The 19,680-nt window shown below is 73.5% G+C and carries 14 protein-coding genes; 7 read left to right on the top strand and 7 right to left on the bottom strand.

Going from position 1 to position 19,680, the window contains the following annotated elements; all coding sequences use genetic code 11:
* Nucleotides 1–155: 155 nt before the first annotated feature.
* The 5 genes from ACGFYU_RS07565 to ACGFYU_RS07585 all read left to right on the top strand — a co-directional run bounded on the left by ACGFYU_RS07565 (nt 156) and on the right by ACGFYU_RS07585 (nt 8,585).
* Nucleotides 156–2,378 (top strand): tetratricopeptide repeat protein, encoded by a 2,223-nt coding sequence (locus tag ACGFYU_RS07565; protein ID WP_393826328.1) that lies wholly within the window; start codon nt 156–158, stop codon nt 2,376–2,378.
* Between the two features lie 42 nt (nt 2,379–2,420).
* Complete coding sequence (locus tag ACGFYU_RS07570; protein WP_393826329.1) at nt 2,421–4,214, top strand: MFS transporter; 1,794 nt, start codon at nt 2,421–2,423, stop codon at nt 4,212–4,214.
* Complete coding sequence (locus tag ACGFYU_RS07575; protein WP_393826330.1) at nt 4,211–6,316, top strand: prolyl oligopeptidase family protein; 2,106 nt, start codon at nt 4,211–4,213, stop codon at nt 6,314–6,316. The genes ACGFYU_RS07570 and ACGFYU_RS07575 overlap by 4 nt, the downstream gene beginning before the upstream one ends.
* 24 nt (nt 6,317–6,340) lie before the next feature.
* The gene (locus ACGFYU_RS07580; protein WP_393826331.1) at nt 6,341–7,606 is read left to right on the top strand and encodes an ATP-grasp domain-containing protein; all 1,266 of its coding nucleotides are present in this window, start codon (nt 6,341–6,343) and stop codon (nt 7,604–7,606) included.
* A 94-nt stretch (nt 7,607–7,700) separates the two neighbouring features.
* Complete coding sequence (locus tag ACGFYU_RS07585; RefSeq protein WP_393826332.1) at nt 7,701–8,585, top strand: sigma-70 family RNA polymerase sigma factor; 885 nt, start codon at nt 7,701–7,703, stop codon at nt 8,583–8,585.
* Between the two features lie 29 nt (nt 8,586–8,614).
* Here the strand turns inward: ACGFYU_RS07585 and ACGFYU_RS07590 are convergent, their stop codons facing one another.
* The gene (locus ACGFYU_RS07590) at nt 8,615–9,298 is read right to left on the bottom strand and encodes a FadR/GntR family transcriptional regulator (RefSeq protein ID WP_393826333.1); all 684 of its coding nucleotides are present in this window, start codon (nt 9,296–9,298) and stop codon (nt 8,615–8,617) included.
* Nucleotides 9,299–9,435: 137 nt separating this feature from the next.
* Here ACGFYU_RS07590 and ACGFYU_RS07595 point away from each other — a divergent pair, with 137 nt between their 5' ends.
* Together ACGFYU_RS07595 and ACGFYU_RS07600 are read left to right on the top strand one after the other, a co-directional pair.
* Nucleotides 9,436–9,993 (top strand): gluconokinase, encoded by a 558-nt coding sequence (locus ACGFYU_RS07595; RefSeq protein ID WP_393826334.1) that lies wholly within the window; start codon nt 9,436–9,438, stop codon nt 9,991–9,993.
* 12 nt (nt 9,994–10,005) lie between these two features.
* The gene (locus tag ACGFYU_RS07600) at nt 10,006–11,403 is read left to right on the top strand and encodes a gluconate:H+ symporter (RefSeq protein ID WP_393826335.1); all 1,398 of its coding nucleotides are present in this window, start codon (nt 10,006–10,008) and stop codon (nt 11,401–11,403) included.
* A gap of 31 nt (nt 11,404–11,434) precedes the next feature.
* Here ACGFYU_RS07600 and ACGFYU_RS07605 read toward each other — a convergent pair whose 3' ends face one another.
* The 6 genes from ACGFYU_RS07605 to ACGFYU_RS07630 form a co-directional block, all read right to left on the bottom strand.
* Entirely contained in the window at nt 11,435–12,436 is a 1,002-nt protein-coding gene (locus ACGFYU_RS07605; protein ID WP_393826336.1) for a hypothetical protein, read from the bottom strand.
* 73 nt (nt 12,437–12,509) lie between these two features.
* Nucleotides 12,510–12,914: a hypothetical protein gene (locus tag ACGFYU_RS07610; protein ID WP_393826337.1), complete on the bottom strand. Its 405-nt coding sequence runs from the start codon at nt 12,912–12,914 to the stop codon at nt 12,510–12,512.
* Nucleotides 12,911–14,242 carry a cytochrome P450 gene (locus ACGFYU_RS07615; protein WP_393826338.1) on the bottom strand — a complete coding sequence of 444 codons (1,332 nt, stop codon included), beginning with the start codon at nt 14,240–14,242 and terminating at the stop codon, nt 12,911–12,913. Before ACGFYU_RS07615 ends, ACGFYU_RS07610 begins: the two co-directional genes overlap by 4 nt.
* An 85-nt stretch (nt 14,243–14,327) precedes the next feature.
* A complete protein-coding gene (locus tag ACGFYU_RS07620; RefSeq protein ID WP_393826339.1) occupies nt 14,328–14,843 on the bottom strand; it encodes a protein phosphatase in 516 nt (171 codons plus the stop codon).
* Nucleotides 14,844–14,892: 49 nt separating this feature from the next.
* A complete protein-coding gene (locus tag ACGFYU_RS07625; RefSeq protein ID WP_393826340.1) occupies nt 14,893–15,948 on the bottom strand; it encodes a hypothetical protein in 1,056 nt (351 codons plus the stop codon).
* Nucleotides 15,949–16,097: 149 nt separating this feature from the next.
* Nucleotides 16,098–19,658 (bottom strand): S8 family serine peptidase, encoded by a 3,561-nt coding sequence (locus ACGFYU_RS07630; RefSeq protein ID WP_393826341.1) that lies wholly within the window; start codon nt 19,656–19,658, stop codon nt 16,098–16,100.
* Nucleotides 19,659–19,680: the final 22 nt, after the last annotated feature.

The raw sequence follows: 19,680 nt of genomic DNA on the forward strand, positions 1-19,680 counted from the left end.
GGGAGAGATCCGGCATGACCGCTCCATTTCCGCGCGTGCGCCCCGCTTTCTTCGCAGAGCTCGACCAGGCAAGCAGCCGACTGAATTCCGATGATCCCGATGCCCCCGTATTCCTTCTGGTCACCTCACCGGACGGCAGCGGCAAGGCGGACACGGTGCGCGCCTGGCTCGAGTCCGCGTCCGGCGGCCGGCCCGCCGGCCGCGTGGTGTCGGCGAGCGGGGACAAACTGGCCCACGGCTACCTCGCCGGGCTGCAACCCCTGGTGGACCACGCGCTGAGCGCCGCGGAAGCCGAGGCCCCGGACCTGGTCGCCGCCGCCGAGCAGTCCCTCAAGCGGATCTTCCCGCACCGGGACTCCCCCGCCTACCGGGTTCCGAAGGACCTCACCGGCATCGCGAGCCGTGACGAGCGGACCCGCTTCTACTTCCACGAGTACCAGGGCAAGCTGCTCAACGGCCTGTACGAGTTCCTCGACGCCTTCCTCGCCTCCCCCGGGCGCCCCCCGTACACCCTGGTCATCGACAACGCCGACCGGCTGTCCCCCACGGTGGTGCAGTTCCTCGACATCGTCGCCCGCCGCAGGACGCTGTGCCGGCGCCTGACGATCGTGCTCCTGGTCGACGGCGAACCCGACGTCGCCCTCGCCGAGCACGGCGCGCGGGTCACCCTGGGCCCCCTGTCCCGCGGCGAGGCCCGCGAGCTGATCCAGACCTGGGGCTTCCCGGCCCCGGCGGCGAAGCGGCTCGACAGCCTGTGGCGGCTCTCGCAGGGCCGGCCGGCCCGGCTCTCGGCGCTCATGCGCTGCGCCGACGCGAAGGTCTCGCTGCCCGACTACCTCACCTTCGACACCCACCTGGACCTCTACCTGAGCCTGATGGGCGAGCGACCCCGGTACGACCTCCTGGAGGCCTACGTCGCGTCCCACTGCGCGGACGACGACCCGGTCGCGGTGCGCAACTACGAGACGTACGACGCCGGCACGAGGGAACGCCTGCACCGCGAGGTCCTCGCGGGCCTCGCCGAGACCCCCGAGGAGGTGTTCCACCCGGTCCACCACCTCGCCCTGCGCGACGCGTCCGACCAGGTGGTGGCGCTGGCCCCGCTGTCGATCTCGCTCCAGGAGATCGGGCTCTACGACACCTGGTTCGACCTCTTCTCCCGCTTCTGGGCCGATCCGCAGCTGCGCACCCTTCCCGGCGGCGGCCAGACCCACAACCTGGTCTACCTGCGGATGTCGTTCGTCCTCTACTCCCTCGGTCTGGCCCACACCTCGATCCCCTATCTCGACACGTTCTACGGGCATTTCCCGCAGAGCCTCTACACGCCCACCGTGCTGTATTCGCAGAGCATGGCCCACGGCCGCTACCAATCGCCTCCGGACCTCGTCACCGCCGAGCGATTCGCCCTGCTCAACCTGGAGAAGCTCGCCACCGAATTCCAGGACCACCCGAAGTACGAGTACATCAAGGTATTCGCGGAAAACGCCCTCGCCTACATCCGGGCCCGGCAGGGACGGATGGACGAGGCACTCACGCTCTGCACCGAGGGCATGGAGCGGATGCAGAAGATCTACGGCGATGAGAAATACGCGCTCCACCAGTCGATCCTCGTCTACAACACCGCCCAGATCTACGAAATGGTCAAGGACTTCCCCAAGGCCTACGAGACCTACCAGCGGACCATCGCGCTCGACCCGAACTACGGGGAATACGCCAACGACCTCGCCAACATGCTCCAGAAGACCGGCCGGTTCGAGGAGGCGCTGGAGTACTACGACCGGGCCATCGACCTGTGCCCGCCCTACTACGAGGCCCACCTCAACCGGGCCCGCCTCCACACGCAGCGGGGCGATGCGGCGGCGGCCGAACGGGACTTCCGGCGGGTGGTGGAGCTCAAGCCCGGCGAGGCGCGGGCGCACGTCGGCCTCGGGGTGCTCCGGCTCAAGCAGGGGCTGCCCGCCGAGGCGCTGGACAGCCTGGACGCCGCCGTCTACCACGATCCCGGGAACGCCCAGGCATGGAGCAACCGAGGCCTTGCCCTCTCCGAAACCGGGCGCACGGCCGAAGCGGAGGAGAGCCTGCGCACCGCGGTGGCCCGGAATCCCAAGCTCACCGAGGCCTGGAACAACCTCGCGCACGTCCTCCATGCGAGTGGCCGCCCGGAGGAGTCCCTGACCTGTCTCGACCATGCGGTACGGCTCTCCGACGACCCGGACTACGCCTACAACCGGGCCGTGCTGCGGCTCGAACTCGCCGATCCGGACGGGGCCCGCGCCGATATCGAGCTGGCCGCGGAGCGCGGCGGCGACCCCGGGGAACTGGCCGAGTTGCGCGCCCGGTTGACCGCGGATGCGACCTCGGGGCCCGCCACGGACTAGACAGGACGAGAGCGAGCACCACCCGGAGCGACAAGGAGCACCGTGCCACCCACCGAGCGCCGCGAAACCACCGAACACCGTTCCCTTCGCGCGCTGTTGTCGGCGTACGCGGTCAGCCAGTTCGGCAACTGGCTGTTCCGCACCGGTGTCGTCTACTACGCCTACAACCAGAACCACGGCTCCAACGCACTGCTCACGACGGCGATCGTGCTCGTGTACCTCCCGATCCTGTTCGGTTCGCGGCTGCTGGCCCCGCTGGCCGACCGCCAGGACACCCGGCGCACGCTGATCGGGCTGGACGTGCTGCGCGCCTCGGTGCTCGTGGTGCTCCTCGCCGCGGTCGGGGGTGGGGCCGGCGGCGGCTTCACCTCCGCCGCCACGATCGGCGTGATGGCCTTCCTCAGCCTGCTGACGCCGTTCTTCACCGCCTCACAGACGGCCTACCTGCGGCGGGTGCTGCCGACCGAGCGGATTCCCTCGGCGCTGGCGGCGGTGTCGAAGGTCGACTGGTCGACCTTCATCCTGGGCACCGCGGCCGCGCCGCTGATGCTCCAGGTCTCCAATCTGCCCGTGCTGATCACCCTGGACATCGCCAGCTTCGTCGTCTCCGGGCTATTGCTGGTCCGGCTGGCGCCCGCCCCCGCCCCGGCGGGCGGCCGGACGGACGGCGCGGCCGGCGGAGCGGGCAAGCCGCGGCTGACGGGGAGCAGCAGGTGGCTGCTGGCGAGCGTGTTCGCGCTGAACGCGGGCGCCGGGGTCATCAACGTCTACCCCAACGTCGTCGCCCGGGACTTCCTCGGCGGCGGCGCCACCTGGCTGAGCGTGATCAACCTCGCCAACGGCGCCGGGGCGGTGATCGGCGCCACCCTGGCCGCCCGGCTGCGCGGGCGCCGGGGGCTGCGTCCCGGTGTGCTCGCCGCGCTGACGGTGGCCGTGTCCCTGGCGTGCATGACGCTGGTGACGACGGCGTGGGTGGCGGTCCTCGCCAGCTCGACCATGCTGCTGGCCGGCCAGGTGTTCGCGGTGGTCTTCCAGGCCCGGATCCTGGAGAACGAGCCGGTGGCGGTGGCCGGCCGGGTCTCGGGCCACTTCACGCTGGGGACCTTCGCCGGTGTGACCGTGAGCATCCTGCTGTTCATGGGGATCACCAGCGCCGGATCGCTGCGGGGCTCCTTCACCGTGCTGCTGCTCGCCGCGGCGCTCTCGGCGCTGGTCTCGGCGGGCGTCGGCCATGCCGCCGCCCGCAGGTACGGGGAGGCGGCCCCCGAAGCCGATCCCCAAGGCCCGGACGGGGAGGCGGAGTCCGCCGCGCTGCTGGTGCGGCAGGCGGGCCGGTCCTTCGCCACCGGCGTGACCGTCGCGTCCACGGTCGCCTCCGGGGTCCCGCACGCGACCACGGTGAACTCCTTCGTGACCGTCTCCCTCGACCCGCCGCTCGTCATGATCTGCGTCGCACACGGTTCGCATCTGGGTGGACTCATCACTGAGGGCTCACCGCTGGGCGTCACGGTCCTCGCGGCCGACCAGCGGGAGACGGCCGTGCACTTCGCCCGCGCCGAACGCCCGGTGGGCGAGGCCCAGTTCGCCGGCCACGCCTGGCGGCCCGGCCAGGAGACCGGCGCCCCGCTGCTGTCGGAGGGCGCCGCCTGGCTCGAAGGCCGGGTCCAGTCGGTCGTCCCCGCAGGGGACCACGCGATCGTCCTGGCGCGCGTGCTGGCGTTCACCCCGTCGGACGAACCCGGGGAAGGCCCCCTGGTCTTCTACGGCGGCGGCTTCCACTCCCTCGGCCACGACGCCTCGGCCGCGCCGGGCGGACTCCAGAAGGCGGAGCAATGACCTCTCCCGACGATCCCCCCGCTCTCGCCTATCCCCCCGCGCCCCGCGATCCGCACCAGGACAAGCTGCACGGGCACCTGGTCGAGGATCCCTACCGGTGGCTCGAGGACCCCGCGAGCGCACCCACCCGGCAGTGGTCGGCGGCCCAGCGCGAGCTGTGCGACCGCGTCCTGGACGCAACTCCCGGGCGCGCGGCGCTGCGCGGCCGCCTCACCGAGCTGCTGGGCACCGGCAGCGTGAGCGCTCCCGTATGGCGCGGCCGGCGGCAGTTCTTCACCCGCCGCCTCCCCGGCCAGGAGCGCGCCGTCCTGCTCACGGTGGAACCGGACGGTGCGGAACGCGTCCTGCTCGACCCGATGCGGCTGGACCCCAGCGGCGACACCACCCTGGACGCGTGGCATCCGGATCAGGAGGGGCGCCGGCTCGCGTACAAGATCTCCCGCGGCGGCACCGAGGAGTCCCTGCTCCACGTACTGGACGTCGCGACCGGCACGGTCCTGGAGGGCCCGATCCCGCGCGCCCGCCACTCGGCCGTCGCCTGGCTCCCCGGCGGCTCGGCCTACTACTACGTCCGCCGCCTGCCCGAGGCGGAAGGGGAAGAGGACGCCGGCGGTCCGGGGCGGCGCCGCGTCTACCTCCACCGGGTGGGCTCCGACCCGGAGTCGGAGGACGTGGTGGTGTTCGGGGAAGGGCTCCCCGACTCCAACGACTACGGCATCCTGGTCAGCCGCGACGGGCGCTGGCTGAGCGTCGGGGCCTCCCGGGGCACCGAGAACCGCAGCGACCTGTGGCTCGGCGACCTGACGGCCGGCACCCCCGAGGCGCCGCGGTTCCGGCCGGTCCAGGTGGGCGAGGACGCCGACACCGGCCTGTACATGTGGCGCGACGGCCGGGCGTACCTCTTCACCGACCGCGACGCGCCCCGCTCGCGCCTCTGCGTCGCCTCCCCCTCCGACCTGGCGTACGAGGCCTGGCGCGACCTGGTACCGGAGGACCCGGAGGCGGTGCTGACCGACTTCGCGATCCTGGACGGCCCGGAGCTGGACCGGCCGCGCCTGCTGGTCGGCTGGCTGCGGCACGCCGCGGGCGAGGTCACGGTCCACGACCTGGAGACCGGGGAGCGGCTCGGCACGGTGCCGACACCGGGCGTCGGCTCGCTCGGCGGGCTCTTCGAACGCCCGGAGGGCGGCCACGAGGCGTGGTTCTCGTACACCGACGGCACCTCTCCGGGTTCGGTCCTGCGCTACGACGCCCGCGACGGCTCGACCGGGGTCTGGGCGGCCGCTCCGGGCATGGTGACCGTCCCGGAGGTGAAGAGCTCGCAGATCGCCTACCGCTCCACCGACGGCACGACCGTCCGCATGCTCCTCGTCGAACCGCTCCACCGGACCGGGCCGCGCCCCGCGATCCTCTTCGGCTACGGGGGCTTCGGCTCCTCCCAGGTGCCCGCGTACGACCCGTCCGTGCTGGCCTGGGTGGAGGCCGGCGGCGTCTACGCCGTGGCCAACCTGCGCGGCGGCGGCGAGGAGGGCGAGGAATGGCACCGGGCCGGGATGCGCGAGAACAAGCAGCAGGTCTTCGACGACTTCCACAGCGCGGCCGAGGCGCTGATCGCCGGCGGCTGGACCACGGCGGACCGGCTCGGGATCCACGGCGGCTCCAACGGCGGCCTGCTCGCGGGCGCCGCGCTCACCCAGCGGCCCGAGCTCTACCGGGCGGCGGTGTGCGAAGCGCCGCTGCTGGACATGGTCAGGTACGAGCGCTTCGGCCTGGGGCGCCTGTGGTCCGCCGAGTACGGCTCGGCGCAGGACCCCGAGGAGTTGGGCTGGCTCCTGGGGTATTCGCCCTACCACCACGTACGGCAGGGGGTGGAGTATCCGGCGGTGTTGTTCACGGTGTCCGAGAACGACGCGCGGGTCGATCCGATGCACGCCCGGAAGATGTGCGCGGCGCTCCAGCACGCCACCGGGGGCCGGGCGCCGATCCTGCTGCGCACCGAGGCGGAGGCCGGCCACAAGGGGCGCTCGACCACGAGGGCCGCCGCCCTGGCCGCCGACACCCTCGCCTTCCTTGCCTGGCAGACCGGCCTGGCTCTGCCCTGATCACCACCGATCCACGAGGTTGACATGAGTGACAAGCCGACCCCGACCTTCCGCCCGGTCGTGGCGATCGTCGACGCCTACTCCAGTGCCCGGGCCCTGGCGCCGCTCTTCCGGGAGCGGGGCTTCGACTGCGTGCACGTGCGCAGCGCCGCCACCGCCCATCCCGTCTACGAACGCAGCTTCCGGGCGCGGGACTTCGTCGCCGAGGTCGTGCACGGGGGCGATGCGGCGGAGACGGCCGCGGCCGTGGCCGCCCACGGGCCGGTGTGCCTGCTGCCCGGCATCGAGAGCGGCGTGGAGCTGGCCGACGTACTGAGCGAGGAGTTGGGCCTGCGGACCAACGGCACGGCGCTGAGCACGGCCCGCCGGGACAAGTACCGCATGCTGGAGACGGTACGGGCGGCCGGGGTGCCCGCCGTGGGGCAGATCCTGGCCACGGACCTGGGCACGCTGCTCGACTGGTACGCCAAGGCCGACGGCCGGGTGGTTCTGAAGCCGGTCAAGAGCGCGGGCAACGACGGCATCCACTTCTGCGACGACGCCGAACAGGTCCGGGCGGCCTTCGCCGCGCTCATCGGCACCGACAGCGCGCTGGGGGCCCGCAATCGGGCGGTGCTGGCCCAGGAGTACCTGGTCGGCGGCGAGTACATCGTGAACACGGTGAGCCTGGACGGCAGGCACCACGTCACCGACATCTGGCGGATGCACCACATCAGCGCCAACGGGGTCCGCGACCTGGGCGTCAGCGCCGTATTGCTGCCCCGCCACGGAGCCGATCAGGACGCGCTGGCCGCGTACACCTGCCGGGTCCTGGACGCGCTGGGTGTGCGCAACGGGCCCGCGCACAGCGAGCTGAAGCTGACCGGGCAGGGGCCGCGCCTGATCGAGACGGCCGCCCGCGCGTGCGGGGCCGACCTGCACGTGCCGGTGAAGGCGGCGATCGGCGAGAGCCAGCTGGACTGGACGGTGGACGCGTACGCGGACCCCGAGCGCTTCCTCGCCCGGTGGGACGAGGGCTACGAACTGGCGGGGCACGCGGGGCTCGTGAACATGGTCTCGCCCGCCGACGGCACCCTGCGCGAGTACCCGAGGATGGCGGAGCTGCGTGGGCTCGACAGCTTCCTCGACGCCGCCGTGAACGTCCACCCGGGCGACCGGATCCACCGGTCGGTGGACGACTGGACCTACCCCCTGCGCGTGTACCTCGTACACGAGACGCCGAACACCGTCCTGCACGACATCCTGACCGCGCACTACCTGGACGGGGAGGGCTTCTACGACATCGTCTGACCCTCCCCGACTCCGGCCGCGCCAACTCCCCCTCGCAGCAGCGACTTTCCGATGATCTACTTTTATGGTCCGCTGCGAGGAAGGAACATGACAGGTGGACGAGAGAACCGACCTGACAGAACGCTTTGAAGAGCACCGCTCTCATTTGCGAGCGGTGTCCTATCGCATGCTCGGCTCGCTCAGCGAGGCCGAAGACGCGGTCCAGGAAGCGTGGTTGCGCCTCAACCGCTCCGACACCAGCGAGGTCGAGAACCTCGGCGGCTGGCTGACCACCGTGGTGTCCCGCATCTGTCTGAACATGCTGCGCTCCCGTGAGTCCCGGCGCGAGGATTCGATGGAGGCGTACCCGACCGACCCGGTGGTCAGCCGTGAGGACACGGTGGACCCCGAACAGGAGGCGCTGCTGGCCGACTCGGTCGGCCTGGCGCTGCTGGTGGTGCTCGACACCCTGGCGCCGGCGGAGCGGCTCGCGTTCGTGCTGCACGACCTGTTCGCCGTTCCCTTCGACGAGATCGCCCCGTTGATCGAGCGGACGCCGGCCGCGACCCGGCAGCTCGCGAGCCGGGCCCGCCGCCGGGTCAAGGGGGCTCCCGCGGTGCCCGACGCCGATCTGAGCCGTCAGCGGCAGGTGGTGGACGCCTTCCTGGCCGCCACCCGCGGCGGGAACTTCGACGCGCTGGTGACCCTGCTCGACCCGGACATCACCCTGCGCGCCGACAAGGCGGTCGGACCCAGCCCCGCGCCCATCTTCCTCAGCGGCGCCGTCACGGTGGCCAAGAGCGCCATGGCCGCCATGGAGCGGGCCCAGTCCACGCAGACCGCGCTGGTCAACGGCATGGTCGGCCTCGCGATGGCCCCGCTGGGCCGCCTCTTCCTGGTGCTCGCCTTCACCATCGAGGACGGTCTGATCACCGGGATCGACGTGATCGCGGAGCCGGAGCGGCTGCGCGAGCTCGACCTCGCCGTGCTCGACGCCTGAGACCCGGCCCCGCCCGCGGTGGGCGGGGCCTACGGGGCGAGTACGTCCAGCTCCTCCAGGGCGCCCACCGCGATCTGCCGGGTCAGCGCCTCGGCGCGGGCCGCGTCACCCTCCCGTACGGCCTCCGCCACCCGGACGTGGAGGGTGACGGCCGCCGGGTCGGGATCGTGGAACATCACCGCGTGCTCGGTACGGCCCGTCAGGACCTCGGCGACGACGTCCCCGAGGCGGGCGAACATCTCGTTGCCGGACGCGTTCAGGACGACGCGGTGGAAGGCGATGTCGTGCCGCAGGTAGGCGTCGAGCTGGTGGCCGCGCGAGGTGCGGACCATCCCCAGGGCCGCCTCGGTGAGCTCCGCGCACTGTTCGGGCGTGGCCAGGGTCGCCGCCAGTCCGGCCGCCACCGGCTCGATCGCCGAGCGCAGCACGGTCAGGGAGCGCAGCTGGCGGGGGCGGTCGGCGCCCGCCAGCCGCCAGCGGATGACCTGCGGATCGTAGACGTTCCACTGGTCAGTGGGGCGCACGGTCACGCCGACCCGGCGGCGGGACTCGACCAGGTGCATGGACTCCAGTACGCGGACGACCTCGCGCACCACCGTGCGGGAGGCGTCGAAGCGCTCGGCGATCTCGTCCGTGCGCAGGACGCTGCCCGGCGGGTACTCCCCGGCCGTGATCGCGAGCCCGAGGGTGTCCAGCACGTGGGAGTGAAGCATGGCGTAAGCGTACGGTGACGCCCCGGCGAACAAAAGATGCGATGTTTTATCCCGCGGCCCTTGAATAAGTACTACTTAATAGGCTTCACTGCTGCCACACGAACCGATGTCGACGAGGACAGCGAGGGAGAGCAGGCGTGAGCACCCAGCGCGTCATTGTGGTGATGGGCGTCGCCGGTACGGGCAAGACGACCGTGGGCCGGCTGCTCGCGGAGGCGCTGGCCCTTCCGTACGCGGAGGGCGACGCCTTCCACCCCCGGGCCAATGTCGCCAAGATGTCGGCCGGCACCCCCTTGGAGGACGCGGACCGCGGGCCGTGGCTCGATGCCATCGGCGCGTGGATCCGCGAGCGCGCCGCCGCACACAGCGGCGGGGTCGTCGCCTGCTCGGCCCTCAAGCGCGCCTACCGGGACCGGCTGCGCGGCGCCGCCCCGCAGGCGGTGTTCGTCCACCTCACCGGTGAGCGCCCGCTGATCGAGGAGCGGATGGCGGCCCGCACGGGCCACTTCATGCCCGCCACCCTGCTCGATTCGCAGTTCGCCACGCTGGAGCCGCTCCAGGAGGACGAACTCGGCGTCGTCGTCGACGTGTCCGGCTCCCCGGAGGACATCACCCAACGGGCGCTGGCCGCTCTGCGCCGGCTCCGTACCCCCGAGAACCAGACCCCCGAGAACCCCGAGAACCCCGAGAACTAAGGAATCGTCACCGTGACCAGTCTCAGCGTCGAGACTCTGGCAGCGGCCGGCACCGGACCGATCACCTCGGCCGGGAACACCCAGCTGGGGATCGCCGTCCTCGCGGGCATCGCCGTCATCGTCCTGCTCATCACCCGCCTCAAACTGCACGCCTTCCTGGCCCTGACGGTCGGCTCGCTGGCCCTCGGCGTCTTCGCGGGCGCTCCCCTGGCCAAGACGATCTCCAGCTTCACCGCCGGACTCGGCTCGACGGTCGCCGGCGTGGGCGTGCTGATCGCCCTCGGCGCGATCCTCGGCAAGCTGCTGGCGGACTCGGGCGGCGCGGACGAGATCGTGGACACGATCCTCGCCCGGGCCAAGGGCCGGGCCATGCCGTGGGCCATGGTGCTGATCGCCTCCGTGATCGGGCTGCCGCTCTTCTTCGAGGTCGGCATCGTCCTGCTGATCCCGGTGGTGCTGCTGGTGGCGAAGCGGGGCAACTACTCGCTGATGCGGATCGGCATCCCGGCGCTGGCCGGCCTGTCCGTGATGCACGGGCTGATCCCGCCGCACCCCGGACCGCTCGTCGCCATCGACGCGCTCCACGCGAACCTGGGCGTCACCCTCGCCCTCGGGGTGCTCGTCGCCATCCCGACGGTGATCATCTCCGGGCCGCTGTTCTCCCGGTACGCGGCGCGGTGGGTGGACATCCCGGCGCCGGAGAAGATGATTCCGCAACGGCCCTCGGCCGATCTCGAGCGTCGGCCGCGGTTCGGTGCGACGGTCTTCACGGTGCTGTTGCCGGTCGCCTTGATGCTGGTCAAGGCCCTGGTGGACATCGTTGTCAACGATCCGGCCAACGCCGTGCAGCGCGTCACCGACGTCGCGGGCTCCCCGCTGATCGCGCTGCTCTCGGCGGTGCTCGTCGGCATGTTCACCCTCGGCCGGGCGGCCGGCTTCACCCGGGCCCGGCTCTCCACGACGGTGGAGAAGTCCCTCGCCCCCATCGCCGGCATCCTGCTGATCGTGGGCGCGGGTGGCGGCTTCAAGCAGACCCTGATCGACGCGGGCGTCGGCCAGATGATCCTGGACCTGTCCAAGGACTGGGCGATCCCGGCCCTGCTGCTCGCCTGGCTGATCGCCGTGGCCATCCGCCTCGCCACGGGCTCCGCGACGGTGGCCACGATCTCGGCGGCCGGACTGGTGGCCCCGCTCGCCGCGGGCATGTCCACCACCGAGACCGCCCTGCTGGTCCTCGCCATCGGCGCCGGCTCGCTGTTCTTCAGCCACGTCAACGACGCCGGATTCTGGCTGGTCAAGGAGTACTTCGGGATGACCGTCGGGCAGACCCTGAAGACGTGGTCGGTGATGGAGACCGTCATCTCGGTCGTCGGCCTGGGCTTCGTCCTGCTGCTGTCGCTGGTCCTGTAGCCGCGTCGGGTACGTGCCCCGGCCGCTGCCGTCATCGCTCGCCGAGCTGGGCGGCGGCCAGGGCGAAGCCGTTCGCCGCGGTGGCGCAGCGGCGGGCGAGGACGTCGATCTCCGCGCGCAGGGCGCCGGTCCGGGGATCCCTCCGGGCCGGCGCCGCCGTCGCCCGCAGGCGCACCGCGTGGGTACGCAGGGCGGAGGCGTGGCCTCGCAGGCTGCCGACCGGGCGCGGGCGGACGGTGGGACGGGGCGGCGGCGCCGTCGTTGCCGGGGGACGGTGGCCGGCGGGCCGGTCGGGCCGCATCGGCCCTGCCGCCCCGTCGGATCCCCCGGGCCCACCGGACTCCGGGGTCTCTCCGCGTACTCCGGATCCTTCGGGCCCGCTCGGTCCGAGGTCGCAGAACGCCCAGAAGGCGGCGCCCAGTCCGAGGAGCGGTTCGGCGGGCACGGCCCGGCCGGTGGCGACCTGCCAGCCCGCGTGGTCGTTGAACGGGTTCACGTCGGTCAGGGCCTTCCAGGCCAGGATGTCGGCGAAGGCGGGGGCCAGCAGTGCGAAGGCGTGCTCGGTGCCCCGCTCGCGCATGATGCCGCGGAACAGGCGGGCCGCCTCGGCCTGCCGGCCCGCCTCGACGGCTGCGAGGACCGCCGCCGCACCGGGGTCTTCCAGGAGTTCGGGGCGACTCGCGCTGACGGCCCGGATCCGGGTCCGGAGCCCGCAGACGGCGACGCTGATCGCGAGGCTCTCGCGGCCCGCCAGCAGCCCGGCGAGCCGGCCGGCCCGGGCCACGCCCCGGCCGCGCGGGGCCCAGCCGAGGCCCTCCGGGTCGGTGAGGGTGCGCAGCAGGGTCCGCCAGCCGAGCCGGTGGCCGCCGCCCCGGGCGAGGGCCGCCGCGGGCAGGCGGGCGCCGAAGGCCAGTCCGGAGGCGTAGCGGGCGGCCTCGCCGACCGCGTCGGCGGCCTCGGCGAGTACGCGGCACAGGTCTTCGAGCAGGTCGACGTCCGCGTCGGTGGACGCGGCGGTCGCGGCGTCGGGCATGGGATCCTCGCGTGGTTCGGCAGGGGGTTGTCTCGGGCGGGCAGGGGCAGAGCGGGTCGGCATCGGGGGCGGGTCAGCGGCGGGGCCGGGGGTGAGCTCCAGGTCGGGGCAGCGGCGCGCTCGGGGTCCGGGTCGGGTCGGATCGGCCCAGCGGCACGGTCGCCATCCGGGTCAGGCCGGACCGGCCCAGCGGCCCGATCGGGGGCCAGGTCAGGCCGGATCGAGCCAGCCGCCCGATCGACATCCGGGTCAGGCCGGACCGGCTCACCGACACGGTCGGCATCCGGGTCAGATCGGACCGGGTCAGCGGCCCGATCGGGGGCCAGATCAGGCCGGACCGGCTCACCCGCACGGTCGGCATCCGGGTCAGCGGCACGGGCCGGGGCCGGGTCAGGTCGGACCGGGTCAGCGACACGGGCCGGGGTCGGTGGCAGCCCTCGGGGTCGGCGGTGGCGGGCGGCGGCATGGGGGCGGTCATCGGTGGGTCAGCCCGAGCCGGATGGCATGGGCGTCGAGCGTGGCGGGCAGTGGCCCGACCGGGTCCAGGACCGGCCGGGTGGCCCCGATCCGGTGGCCCCGTAGCACCTCCGCGCAGAACGCGGCCGTCACCAGCAGCCCGAGTTCGTCGCCCGGGCAGCGGCCGCCGCCGTGCCCGAAGGGCGCCATCCGGGTGTCGTGGTCGGCAGCCGGGTTCTTCCACCGGCCGGGCACGAAGACGTGCGCGGCCGGCACCCGTTCGGGATCGCGCTGGTGGAACGCGGCGGGCAGCAGCACCGAGGTGCCGGCCGGGCAGCGCACGCCCCGCCAGTCGGTCTCGGCTCGGGTGACGCGGATCAGCTCGGGCACCACCGGGTAGAGCCGCAGGGATTCCCGTACGCAGGCCCGCAGCCGGGGCAGTTCGCCGCAGCCCGCCGCCCGGGCGCCCGCTTCGGCGGCGGCCGCCTCCTGCTCGGCCGGGTGCGCGCCGAGCAGGAGCAGGGTGCGCAGCAGGGTGGCGGGGAGGGAGTCCATGGCGAGCAGCCATTGGCGGGCCCGGCCGGCGGGGTCCGGGGCGCCGGCCCGCGCGACGAGGGAGCTCGCGTCGGCCCGGCCCGCGTACTCCCGGATGCGGGAGCCCGCGAGGTCGTACGGGGTGCCCTTGCGCAGCCCCGGGGTCGGCCCGTCAAGGTGTGCACGCCTGAGCCAGCCCGCCAATTGCTCGTCCCCGGCGGCGGCCTCGCCGAGCACGATCCGCCGGGCGGCGCGGCCCACGGCGCGGTGGGCGCGGGCGAGTTCGAGGGTGCCGGAGGCGGTCAGGTGCCGGGCCTCCTCGGCGACGGCCGCCAGCACGCCCGCGGCCATGGCCTCGGTGTCGATCCGCGGCTGCGGGCTCACGGGTTCGGCGTAGAAGCGGCACAGGTCGCGGGGGTCGAGGAGGACGAGGATCCGCTCGCCGGACCGCGACCGCAGGAGGACGGGCGCGTCGCCGTGGCGGGCACGCAGGGCACGCAGCGCGGCGGAGCTGCGGGCGGGGCCGGAGCGGGGCCGGGGTGCCCGGAGCAGGGCAGCGGTTCGCAGAAACGATTCTCTTACGGATGTCAGCCAGCCGGGACCTCCCGCGCCGAGCGCCGGCACGGCCGGCCCGCGGTCCGCGACCGGCACCTCGCCGCGGGGTGCCCGGCCGACCACCCCGGATCCCGAGGCGGCCCACCGGTACCGGGCCGCGGGCGCACCCGCCGCCGGCCGCATCGGCAGCCGGGTCCGCTCCGCGAGGGCCCTGACCCGGGCCCGGAGCCCGTCGAGGGCGACCCCTTGGACCGTACGCATCCGTGGACCTCCACAGCCGGCACAACAACGGTCGGTGACATCGGGATCACCGTACGTCCCCCGCGCATGCACCGCGCCCCGAGGACTACTGCCCGGGTTCCAGCCCGACGAGCAGGGCCGCGACGTCCAGCCCGGAGGCGAGGTAGGCCGTGAAGGCCTCGTTGTGCAGCGCCCACGGGGACCTCCGGCGCCGCACGAGCGCGATGGCCTCGGCGGGCGCCATCCCGCGGTCGACCAGGCACTGGGCCACGACGAGCCCGGACCGGTTGTAGCCCGAGTGGCAGCGTACGAGCGTGGTGAGACCGGCATCGAGCCCGAGCCCGGCGGTGCGGGCCAGCCGCTGCACGGTCCGCAGCTGCCCGACGGTCAGGGCGGTGTCGGGCACCTCCCCCACGACGTGCTCGGCGCGCGGGCACGGACCGTGGCCGGTCCGGGTGAAGAGGCTGATGACGAGGTCGAACTCGTCGGTCACGACGGCGGGCCGCAGCTCGCCGTCGGGGTCGGTCCAGTAGTGCCCGCCCATCCAGAGGCCGGGGGCGATCTCGTCCCACGGGGTGGACGGGCCGGGGACCTCGCGGTCCCGCTGACGGGTCCTGGCCATGCGGAGCCCCCTCCCGGATGCGGCCCTCAGGATGCCATGCGACGGCCCGTCAGCGGGGGCCGGTCGGGGGGAACGCCGTGTCGCGGAAGGACGTGCGGAGGTGGGGGTGGGGGGTGGTGGGGAGGAGGAGGGCCCAGCGGTGGTGGCGGGGGGAGATCCAGAGGGCGGGGCCGGCGGGGGTCGGGGCGTGGTGGGACCAGGCGCCGTGGGGGGTGGGGTGCCAGAGGAGGCCGCGGGGCGGGGTGAGTTCGCCGGTGCGGATGCGGAGGGACTCGCCGGTCCAGGCACGGCTGATGCCGGTACCGGCGGAGCCGGTGTCCGCGGGGGCGAGGAGGTGGCTCAGGAAGCGGACGAGGTCGGCGAGGGGCGCGCGGAGGGTGCCGTCGGCGTAGTGGGTGCGGGTCATCCCCAGGGGCTGCCAGACCCGGGTGGCTGCGAGGTCCGCGAGGGAGCACCCCGCGAGGTGCTCGGCGAGCCGGGTCAGGGCGGCGGTTCCCCCGGGGTGCGTGAGCAGGTGATGGGCGGTGACGCCGAGCCCGCCTCCCGCGTCCGCGGCGCCGGCGCCACCGGTCGCGCGGGCGGTGCCGAGGCCACCCGCCGCGCCTCCGGCGCCCAAGGGGCCCGACGCGGTCGGGGCCCCGGAAGCACCCGCCGCCGCCCGGGCGTCGGAAGCGCCCGCCGCCGGGGTGCCGAGGCCGCTCGCCGCGGTCACGGTGCCCGGGGCGATGGCGCCGAGGCCGCCCGCCGCGCCTCCGGCGCCCAAGGGGCCCACCGCGGTCGGGGCCCCTGAAGCACCCGCCGTGGCCCGGGCGTCGGAAGCGCCCACTGCCGGGGTCGCGGGAGGGGTCTTCGTCGGCGGGGTGGCGTAGGACGTGAGGGGGGTGTGGAGGCGGAGGGTGCCTTCGGCGACGAGGGTGCCCAGGGCGGGCCAGAGGGCCAGGACGGGGGCGAGGCCGTCGACGTCGAAGAGGGTGTCCCGGGCGGTCGTCGCGGCATCGGACTGCGCCTGGACGCCGTCCGGGCCGCCGATGGCCCAGATCGCTCCGGGGTCGGCGGACCCCATGAGGGCCCGGATGTCTTCGGCCTGGTCGCTCAGGAGCGTCATGGCGTCATGGTCGCCCACGCCGGCCGGCCGCACACCGGTCCCCCGGCGCGTCGGGGCGGAGTCGCGGCTCCGGCCACCCGAATGCCCCCGGCGGACGCGGCGACCGGCTCCAGGGCCGGTCACCGCGCCGCCGGGGGACGGGAGACGGCCTAGCCCCGGTCGGGGCGGTCGGTCACCCGCAGGGTGTTCAGCTGCGGCTTGCCGAATCCGGCGTGCGTGACGAAGCGGATGTTGAGCACCCCGTCCGTCACCGTGACCGTGTACGTACGGGTCAGGGCCGTGTACGTGCCCGCTTCGAGGGAGATGTCCAGGGAGGGCAGGACCTGCGTCCCCTCGGCCAGGACGTCGAAGACGCGCTTGTTCGGCTTGGTGGACGAGAGCTCCGCGAAGCCCAGCTCCACCGTGTAGGTCCCGTTCGGCACGTTGTCGAAGCGGTACTCGTACATGCCCTCACGGGCGCTGCGGAAGAGCCGCTGGTCGTCCGTGCCGGCGATGGTGCGGCCGGTGGACCGGTCGGTGGAGTTGCCCTGGTAGCCGTAGGAGCCCGCGGTGTACTTGCGGTCCGGGGACCACCCGTCGCCCAGGGAGTCCGTACTCGCGGACGAGGAGCCCGCGTCGAGGGCGACCTGGTAGCGCGGGACGACGATCTTGACCGGAACGCCGAGGACCGGGGTCCGGCCGCTCGCCGAGGTGATCTTGAGGTCGGCGGTCAGGACCGTGCCCGGGGCGAGGCCGGTGGTGTCGACGGCCAGCTTCACCGGCGCCTTGGCCCCGGTCGGGAGGTTCCCGGTGGCCGGGGTGGCCGTCAGCCAGGCGGCGTCCTCGGACACGGTGAAGGCCGTGTCCTTGCCGGGGTTGGTCAGCTCCAGGGTCCGGGTCCGCTGCTGGCCGGGCGGGAGGACGACCTCCACGGCCGGCGCGGACGCGGTCACCTTGCCGGTCTTCAGCGACTGCGTCACGGGGGTCACATCGGCGGCCTTGACCTCCAGCGCCGCGGTGACACCCTCGTAGTTCGGTGCCTGGAGGGAGACGGAGGTCCGGCCGGCCGGGCTCTGGACGACGTACGCGCCGTCCGCCGCCGTGGTCGCGGACACCGCCGAGTCGCCCGCGCCCACGCTCACCGTGGCGCCCGCGATGCCGTTGCCGTCGTTGGCGTCGAGCACCCGCCCGGTCACCACGCCGCTCTTGGTGGTGCGGAAGGTGATGGACAGGCCGTCCGTGATGACCGGGGTGTTGAAGGAGTACTTGAAGGCGTCGGTGCCGGTGGCGTTCTCCACGCCGACGGTGGCCGTGGAGCCGCCCTTGATGCCGGTGCCGCCGGTCCCCTTGTAGGCGTAGGAGACGGTGCCGTCCTCGCCGATGGCCGCCGAGAAGGAGAACTTGTCGGCCTGCGCCGACCAGTGGGCCACCTCGCGCCACTCGATCACGTACTGGCGGTGCGGGGCGGTGCCGGTGACGGCCGTGAAGACGCCGGAGCCACTGCCCGCCGCGCCGACGACCAGGTCGTCCCAGAAGGGGTAGAGGGCCGCGTTGGGCGTGGCCGTGCTCGGGATGTCCCCGTTGATGTCGCCGGTGTTGTTGCCGCCGAAGCTGACCGTGCCGTTGGTCCCGATCCACGCCTGGCCGTACGTCTTCCCGTACAGCGGCAGCGGGAAGGGCAGCTCGACCCGCTCGGTGGTGTTGTCGCCGGTCAGCGCGAGCCGGCCGCTGCCCGCCTGGTACGGGCGGTCGCCGGCGGTGGCGCAGGCGTAGCCGTAGCTGTCCGTGCGCTCGGGCAGGTTCACCGCGACGGTGGTGTCCCCGGCGACGGTGGCCTTCGCCGTGCCGCCGGTGAGGCAGCGGGAGGGGTGGGTGGCGCTCACGTCGTAGGTGCCATGCGGGAGGGTGACCTCGAAGCGGCCCTGGGCGTCGGTGGTCGCGGTCACCGGGGTGTCCGCGATGGTGACGGAGGCGCCCGCGGCGGGCCCGGCGGCGGAGGAGACCGTACCGGTGAGCTTGCCGGAGGCGGCCTGGGTGAGGCTGAAGTCGCCGGTGGCGGTGGCGTTCTCGGTGACCGCCACGCCGGCGGTCTGGGACGCGTATCCGAACTTGGCCGCGGTCAGGGTGTAGTCGCCCACCGAGAGGGAGGCGAAGCGGTAGGTGCCGTCGGCCGCGGTGGTCGTCGTACGGTCGATCGGGCCGTCGGCGGTGACCTTGACGCCGGCGACGGGTGCGCCGCCGGAGCGGACGGTGCCGGCGAGTGCGCCGATGGCCCCGCGCGGGGCGCCGTTCACGGCGGCGAGCGCGTCGAGCCGGCCCTCGCCGAAGACGTTGTTGTCGGCGGCGGTGCCGCCGCACTGGCTGCTGTCGGTGTCCTGCGCGGTGCCGTCCAGCAGGGCCTCGGTCTGCGCGATGTCGCCTTCGAGGGCGGGCGCGGCGGACCAGAGCAGGGCCACGGTGGCCGCGGTGTGCGGGGAGGCCATCGAGGTGCCGGAGAAGGCCTGGTAGCCGCCGCCGGGGACGGAGGAGCGCACGTTCACGCCGGGGGCGGCGATGTTCGGCTTGACGATGCCGCCGGGGCCGGCGCCGCGCGAGGAGAAGGAGGCGATGGCGTTGTTGATGTCGAAGGCGCCGGAGCTGTAGGAGCTCGCGTAGTCGCCGGGTGAGCCGCTGGTGGCGCAGTTCGGGCCGGAGTTGCCGTTGGAGAAGGCCGGGAAGATGCCGGCGGCCCGCCAGGCGTCGACGATCTGCCGGTACCAGTCGTCGTGCGCGGCGCTGCCCCAGGAGTTGTTGACGATGTGCGGGGCGAGGTCGGGGCGCGGGTTCTGGCCGTGCAGGTCGGTCGGGGCGACGATCCACTGCCCGGAGGCGAGGAGGGAGGCCTCGGAGCAGGAGTTGGTCTCGCAGCCCTTGGCGGCGATCCACTTGGCGCCGGGCGCGACGCCGATCTTGTTGGCGCCGCCGTCGTCGCCGACCATCGTGCCCATGGTGTGGGTGCCGTGGTCGTTGTTGTCGCAGGGGGCGGCCGCGGCGCAGATGCCGGCCGGGTCGAACCAGTTGTAGTTGTGGTCGTAGGACCCGTCCGCGCTCTTGCCGCGGTACTGGTTGTTGACCGCCGGGTGCGTGTGGTCGACGCCGCTGTCGATGTTGGCGACGACGATGCCCTCGCCGCGGACGCCGGCCTGTTCCCAGACCTGGGGGGCCTTGATGCGGTCGATGTTCCACTCGACGGCGTCGGCGGCGGTCTTCTCCCGGGTGCCCTCGGCGGGTTTGGGGAGGTCGACCTTGTCGTCGGCGTCGATCCGGGAGACCTCGGGGCGCTGCGCGAGGGTGGCGGCGAGCTTCTCGCTGCCGACGACGCGGACGGCGTTCACGATCCAGTACGAGGTGTACTCGGCCCCGGCGCCTTCCAGGGCTTTGATCACGTCGGCCTGGGTGCGCGCGGCGTGGTCCTGCTTGGCCCGGAGCACGGTCTCGGCCTTGGCGGCGCGGGTCTTCTGGCTGCCCGCGGCCGTGAGGTCGGCGGCGCTGTCGAGGTAGACCCAGAAGACGGCCTTGGCCGATGCGTCGAGCTGCGTGCGGAGCTTGGGTTCGATCTTGCGCTCGGCCGCGCTGGGGGCGGGCCGCGGGTCCGGGGCGGCCGCGGCGACGCCCGCGCCGATCGGGAGGAGCAGGACCGAGGTGAGGGCGGCTAGCGCCGCGCGTAAGGAACGCCTGTTGCGTGGGGCCACGTGTGGTCTCCTCGTACGCCGT

Origin of the sequence: Streptomyces sp. NPDC048337 (genome assembly GCF_043201175.1) — a bacterium.
GTDB lineage: Bacteria > Actinomycetota > Actinomycetes > Streptomycetales > Streptomycetaceae > Streptomyces.

Excerpts from the sequence above, each read along its gene's own strand:
- ACGFYU_RS07610 (WP_393826337.1), bottom strand. The coding sequence starts at position 12,914 with ATGACCGCCCCCATGCCGCCGCCCGCCACCGCCGACCCCGAGGGCTGC.
- ACGFYU_RS07625 (WP_393826340.1), bottom strand. The coding sequence starts at position 15,948 with ATGACGCTCCTGAGCGACCAGGCCGAAGACATCCGGGCCCTCATGGGG.
- ACGFYU_RS07605 (WP_393826336.1), bottom strand. The coding sequence starts at position 12,436 with ATGCCCGACGCCGCGACCGCCGCGTCCACCGACGCGGACGTCGACCTG.
- ACGFYU_RS07615 (WP_393826338.1), bottom strand. The coding sequence starts at position 14,242 with ATGCGTACGGTCCAAGGGGTCGCCCTCGACGGGCTCCGGGCCCGGGTC.
- ACGFYU_RS07620 (WP_393826339.1), bottom strand. The coding sequence starts at position 14,843 with ATGGCCAGGACCCGTCAGCGGGACCGCGAGGTCCCCGGCCCGTCCACC.
- ACGFYU_RS07580 (WP_393826331.1), top strand. The coding sequence starts at position 6,341 with ATGAGTGACAAGCCGACCCCGACCTTCCGCCCGGTCGTGGCGATCGTC.
- ACGFYU_RS07575 (WP_393826330.1), top strand. The coding sequence starts at position 4,211 with ATGACCTCTCCCGACGATCCCCCCGCTCTCGCCTATCCCCCCGCGCCC.
- ACGFYU_RS07590 (WP_393826333.1), bottom strand. The coding sequence starts at position 9,298 with ATGCTTCACTCCCACGTGCTGGACACCCTCGGGCTCGCGATCACGGCC.